Annotated in this window: 4 protein-coding genes; all 4 read left to right on the forward strand. The window is 43.2% G+C overall.

Annotated features, from left to right (window positions below; all coding sequences use genetic code 11):
- Positions 1 to 2,301: hypothetical protein (locus AB669_RS22385; RefSeq protein WP_197082467.1), on the forward strand; the 2,301-nt coding region annotated here is incomplete at its 5' end.
- Positions 2,302 to 2,307: 6 nt separating this feature from the next.
- Positions 2,308 to 3,765 (forward strand): CshA/CshB family fibrillar adhesin-related protein, encoded by a 1,458-nt coding sequence (locus tag AB669_RS21285; protein WP_047801393.1) that lies wholly within the window; start codon positions 2,308 to 2,310, stop codon positions 3,763 to 3,765.
- Between the two features lie 9 nt (positions 3,766 to 3,774).
- Positions 3,775 to 5,103 carry a gliding motility-associated C-terminal domain-containing protein gene (locus AB669_RS21290; protein WP_197082468.1) on the forward strand — a complete coding sequence of 443 codons (1,329 nt, stop codon included), beginning with the start codon at positions 3,775 to 3,777 and terminating at the stop codon, positions 5,101 to 5,103.
- An 8-nt stretch (positions 5,104 to 5,111) separates the two neighbouring features.
- On the forward strand, positions 5,112 to 5,305 hold a 194-nt coding region (locus AB669_RS21295), incomplete at its 3' end, for a type IX secretion system membrane protein PorP/SprF (RefSeq protein ID WP_047801395.1).

A 5,305-nucleotide genomic window follows, 5' to 3' on the forward strand; every position in this document is an offset into this window, starting at 1 on the left:
GCAGTAACCGATGGAACTGGAGCAACATTGGTAAATTCAAAATTGAAAGTTGCTGATGGCGGTATCACTACTCCTAAACTTGCTGACGGTGCAGTTAATACAGCTAAATTGAATGACGGTGTGGTAACCACTGCTAAAATTGCTGATGGTGCAGTAACTACTACTAAAATAGTTGACGGGTCAGTAACTAATGCTAAAGTTGGTGCTGATGCAATCACAACGGATAAAATTAAAGACGGAGAAGTTAAAACTGCTGATGTAGCAGATAAAAACATTACTGCAGGGAAACTAGATGCAACAGGCGCAACTGCTGGACAGGTAGCTACTGCGAATGCAAACGGAACAGTTACTTACCAAACTTTATCAGAAACCAATTTAACCAGTACTAAAGGAATCACTGCTACAGGAATCACGGTAACTGGTGGAGCAGGTTCAACATTGAAAGATGTTACTTTAGCGATTACCGATGGTGCAGTCACGACTACTAAACTTGCTGACGGTGCAGTTAATACAGCTAAATTGAATGACGGTGCGGTAAGCAATTCTAAACTTGCTGATGGTGCAGTAACTACTACTAAAATAGTTGACGGGTCAGTTACTAATGCTAAAGTTGGTGCTGATGCGATCACAACGGATAAAATTAAAGACGGTGAAGTTAAAACTGCTGATCTTGCAGATAAAAACATTACTGCGGCAAAACTAGATGCAACCGGCGCAACTGCTGGTCAGGTAGCTACTGCTAATGCAAACGGAACAGTTACTTATCAAACTTTATCAGAAACCAACTTAACCAGTACTAAAGGAATCACTGCTACAGGAATCACGATAACTGGTGGAGCAGGTTCAACATTGAAAGATGTTACTTTAGCGATTACCGATGGTGCAGTCACGACTGCTAAACTTGCTGATGGTGCGATAACTACAGCTAAACTTGCTGACGGGTCAGTAACTAACGCTAAAGTTGATGCTGATGCAATCACAACAGATAAAATTAAAGACGGCGAAGTTAAGGCCGATGATATCGCAACTGCTGCAGTAACTAATGCAAAAATTGATGCGAAAGCAGTAACTGCTTCAAAACTGGATGCCGGAACCGGCACAGCAGGTCGTTTAGCTATTGCTGATGCAACAGGTGCCGTATCGTACTCTAACACAATTCCAAGCGGATCAATCACAGGTGAAAATGTTAGTGCAGGAAGCAATAAAGTAACTTTGGGAGGAACCCCAGCAGGCGCTGCATTAAAAGCGTTTTCATTTGATGTAAACGAGGCAAACTTAACCCTATCCAACATTGGCGGTAAAGTAACCAACAGTCAGATTACTACAGGAACAGCAAATCAAATGTTGGTTACAAATGCTGCAGGAACAGCTACCGAATGGGTCGACAAATCAGCTGCAACATCAGTAAGTAATACCTCAACAGGAAATACATTCAGCACCACAGTAAATGGCAAAACAGGTACTGGTGTAAACATCATCAATACCAATACCACGAGTCTGGATGCTGATAAAAAACTAATCACCACAGTAAATGGTGTAGCAAGTGCACCACTAGATATTTCCACAGCAGTTGTGGCTACGCAAAAGACAACTACATTATCCAACGGCTTGAATACTACAGTTGCCGGAACGACTACAGGAAATGTATCAGATTATAAGGTGAACGTCGCCACAGCAAACGGCACAGCGGCCGGTGTGGTGAAACAACTTGCAACAAGCCCGGTAACCATCAACGGCAACGGAGAACTGGGATTGAATGCAAATAACGGTTTAACAGTTGCCAACAATAACGTTCAGTTAGGCGGTACCTTAAATCAGGCAACAACGGTAACCACCGGAACCAATTTGTTAACAGTCGCGACCGGAGGCAACAATACAATGGCCGTTACTGGATTACAAACTGGCGCCGTAACAGATCAGGTAGTCGTAGCCGATGCGAACGGTATATTAAAACAGGTTAAAGCAGCTATGCCGAAATTCTTTTATATGCCATCAGTAGTCATTCCTACTGCGGCCGATCAGTTTGTCGCTGAATCAGGTGTTACCGGTGAGTCTTTCGGGACAATGAATCTTTACGATCGCTACTCGAAGCAGTTTCTAACGCCCTTAAAAAGCAGTCCTGGTGCCCCTGCATTGCCAATTATTGCCAAAACCGACCTGTATTATTATGTTACCTGGTATGATGCTACAGTATTTAGTAATGTGCAGGTAAGTGCTGCCGGAGTACTAACCTATACCGTTGTTGCGGGTGCAGATGTGACTGTAGGTTCTTTTATGAATATTGTTTTTGCTGTTAAATAAATCAACATGAGAAGAATATTCATTTTATCATCGATCATAATTCTGGGAATGCTACATGCTCAGAATGCTGCGGCTCAATGTTATCCTTTACAACCTAAAACGGCGACATTTGCAACGGGAGGTACCAGTCCCTATAAAAACCAGGTGCTTTGGCTTACCTGGGGTTCAACGCTTGATAATATAGCTGATAACCCCTACGGCAAACATAATGTTGACCTTGCTGATGGCGCAGCATCTTACGCGTCGATTGATTTGGGTGGTGGCAGGTATTTATGTTTACAGGCAGTGATTTCAAATCTAACGGGCAACGGTATTAAAAGCTATGCGCCTGGAAACTTTGCCTACGATTCGATGGATGACCGTTACAATATCGGAGGAGTAGGGACAGCAAACAAGTTAGTAAACGGCATCAGAAATGCCGTGGATAAAGGCTTGTGTAGCTTCAGGATTACTTGTAAAGCGACATTGCAGGGAGCACCGGTAAAGTTAACCGGTATGGTTTTGGGCGATGCGGAGTCTTTAGCACCGGCCGAGTATTTTAATGCTACTGCTGATGGTGTCTGGAATATCGTGGAGCTACAAAAAAATCTTAACAATACAACTACCCCTTATGAGGTAAGAAAAGTGAACGTAAGCACCACTGCCCAGCGTTTTGAGTTTTTAAGAGGTAACGATGATAATACAGGCGCTATATCGTTTTTAACTTTTAACGAAACGGCTTTTAGTGGTACCGATTATGCCGTAACCTTCGATGTGACGCTAAAAGGTGGGGGCTTAACAGCAATTGCACTCGGTGTTTTGCCTCCGGGCGTAGATGGAGGTGATGCGCCGGCCAGTTACGGTGCCCCATTGCATGCGGTTGAAAAAGTAACCATTACTTCCGATGGAATTGCCGCAGGTACCGCCACGGCAACGGCAACCAATTTAAATACCACTGCTTATACCCCCGGATCGCTGGTTGCTTCTACATCTGGTTATCTGGGAACCATAGCACCAGACGTTGATGCCGGACCACTATACAGTAAAGATGCCATGGGTGATAATAATAACGGACCTGCTGGTGTATTGGAAGAAGATGCATGGCCAACAAAATATAAAAGCTTTTCTTACAAAGCCAGCTATATGCCCGGCAACATTATAGCCGCTACTATCCCATACACAGGAACCTTTAACGGATATATTTCCGGCTGGATCGATTTCAATCAGAATGGTGTGTTTGAAGATAGTGAGCGGGTAACAGTTCCGGCGCTTCAAGCTGGTACTTCAGTTACTTTAACGTGGACAGTGCCATTTTCCAGGATCATCAGAAGTACTTATGTACGTTTGAGGTACGGACGTAATTATACCGATTTATTGTCTCCAACCACAGCTACCCCAGGCGGAGAGGTAGAAGATCACAAAATCTTTATTCAGGGGCCAACCATAACCAATCCGATGCTTCCTTCAAAAGGGCGAAAAAATTAAATGCGTTACATGAATTCGCCATATCAGAATATAAGCTGTTTAGTTAAACTGCGGCTGTTTAAGTTAGTATTAAATGCTGTTCTGCTTCTTTTTAGTGGGATAACAAGCTATGCTCAAACAGGTGCAGGAAGCATGACCGTAGATAACTCTGCTGTTACCATTAACGCAGGGAGTACCGAAACCCGCTATACTGAAGGATGCTATTTTGGGCCGAATGCCAACTGGGTAATCAATGGAGTACTTGAAATCTACAGTAAAAACATCTGGATTGCACCCGGCGCTACTTTTAGTGGTACAGGTAAAATCATTATCTATAATCCTGGTGATAACCCTTACTATACCACTATGTCTGCTGGCGCTACTGCCATCGATGGAAACAACAGTAATTTTATTAATCTCATTATTGAGCACAGAAATAAGAATAACGTGATCCTGTCGGATGTAAAAGATCCGGGATATAATACGGTTAATCCTACAGGTGCACTTGCTGCTACACTTAATATTGGGGGTACACTTGATCTGGCTGTGAACCGAGCAAACATTATTTTAAATGGAAATAACCTGGCCTTCAATGCCGCAGGTAAAATCACTAACTACAGCCGCGACAGGATGGTTGTCACCGGCAATAGTATAACCGGTCACATGGTAAAAGAGTTTGATAGCAATACTGCTTTTGTATTCCCTGTAGGTATTGCCGAAGGCGATTATACCCCGGCAACTTTGCAACCTCAGTCGGCAGGTAAATTTTACGTGAGTGTCGAAAATTATTCTGCAGCAAGCCTGCCAGGAATTACCACTATACAAGGTATCGACAGGATGTGGAACATCTACTCTTCGGTACCTGTCCAAACAACAATTACACTACAACATAACATCAGTACCGACGGTGCGAAATTTGTTGATGCATCGGCAACCATTGCAAAATATCTTGGTAGCTCTAATTGGGATCTTTTATCTGTAACCAATCCTTCAACCGGTGTACACGTGCGCACCAATGTAATGGTGGCCACCGATATGGCAGCAAACGGCGCCTTTTTTACCAAGCATTCGGTTTCAGGCAGTAGTTTATTTGTTCCCAACCTGTTTACGCCAAACGGCGATGGTATCAATGAAACATTTGAAATCAGGGGGTTAAACCTGTTTGCGCAAAACGATCTCGTAATTGTTAACAGATGGGGTAATCAGGTTTATAAATCAGATAATTATCAAAATAACTGGACAGGTGAAGGGCTAAATGAAGGAACTTATTACTACGTACTTCGTGTGAAAGAAAATGCAGCTGCGCCGTGGCAGGTATTTAAAGGGTATATCACTTTGATCAGGGCTTTTAAAAATTAAATGTGAGGATGAGGAAATTATTATTGTTGGTGTTGAGTCCACTTTTACTGATGTTAAGGCCGGCATCTGCCCAACAGGATGCGCAGTATAGTCAGTATATGTTCAACGGGATTTACATCAATCCGGCTTATGCAGGTTACAAAGAGGTACTGAATGTGCACAGCTTTTACCGCAGTCAGTGGACGGGTATTACCGGCGCACC

The organism is Pedobacter sp. BMA (genome assembly GCF_001027745.1).
Taxonomy (GTDB): Bacteria; Bacteroidota; Bacteroidia; order Sphingobacteriales; family Sphingobacteriaceae; genus Pedobacter.

Excerpts from the sequence above, each read along its gene's own strand:
- AB669_RS21285 (WP_047801393.1), top strand. The coding sequence starts at position 2,308 with ATGAGAAGAATATTCATTTTATCATCGATCATAATTCTGGGAATGCTA.
- AB669_RS21290 (WP_197082468.1), top strand. The coding sequence starts at position 3,775 with ATGAATTCGCCATATCAGAATATAAGCTGTTTAGTTAAACTGCGGCTG.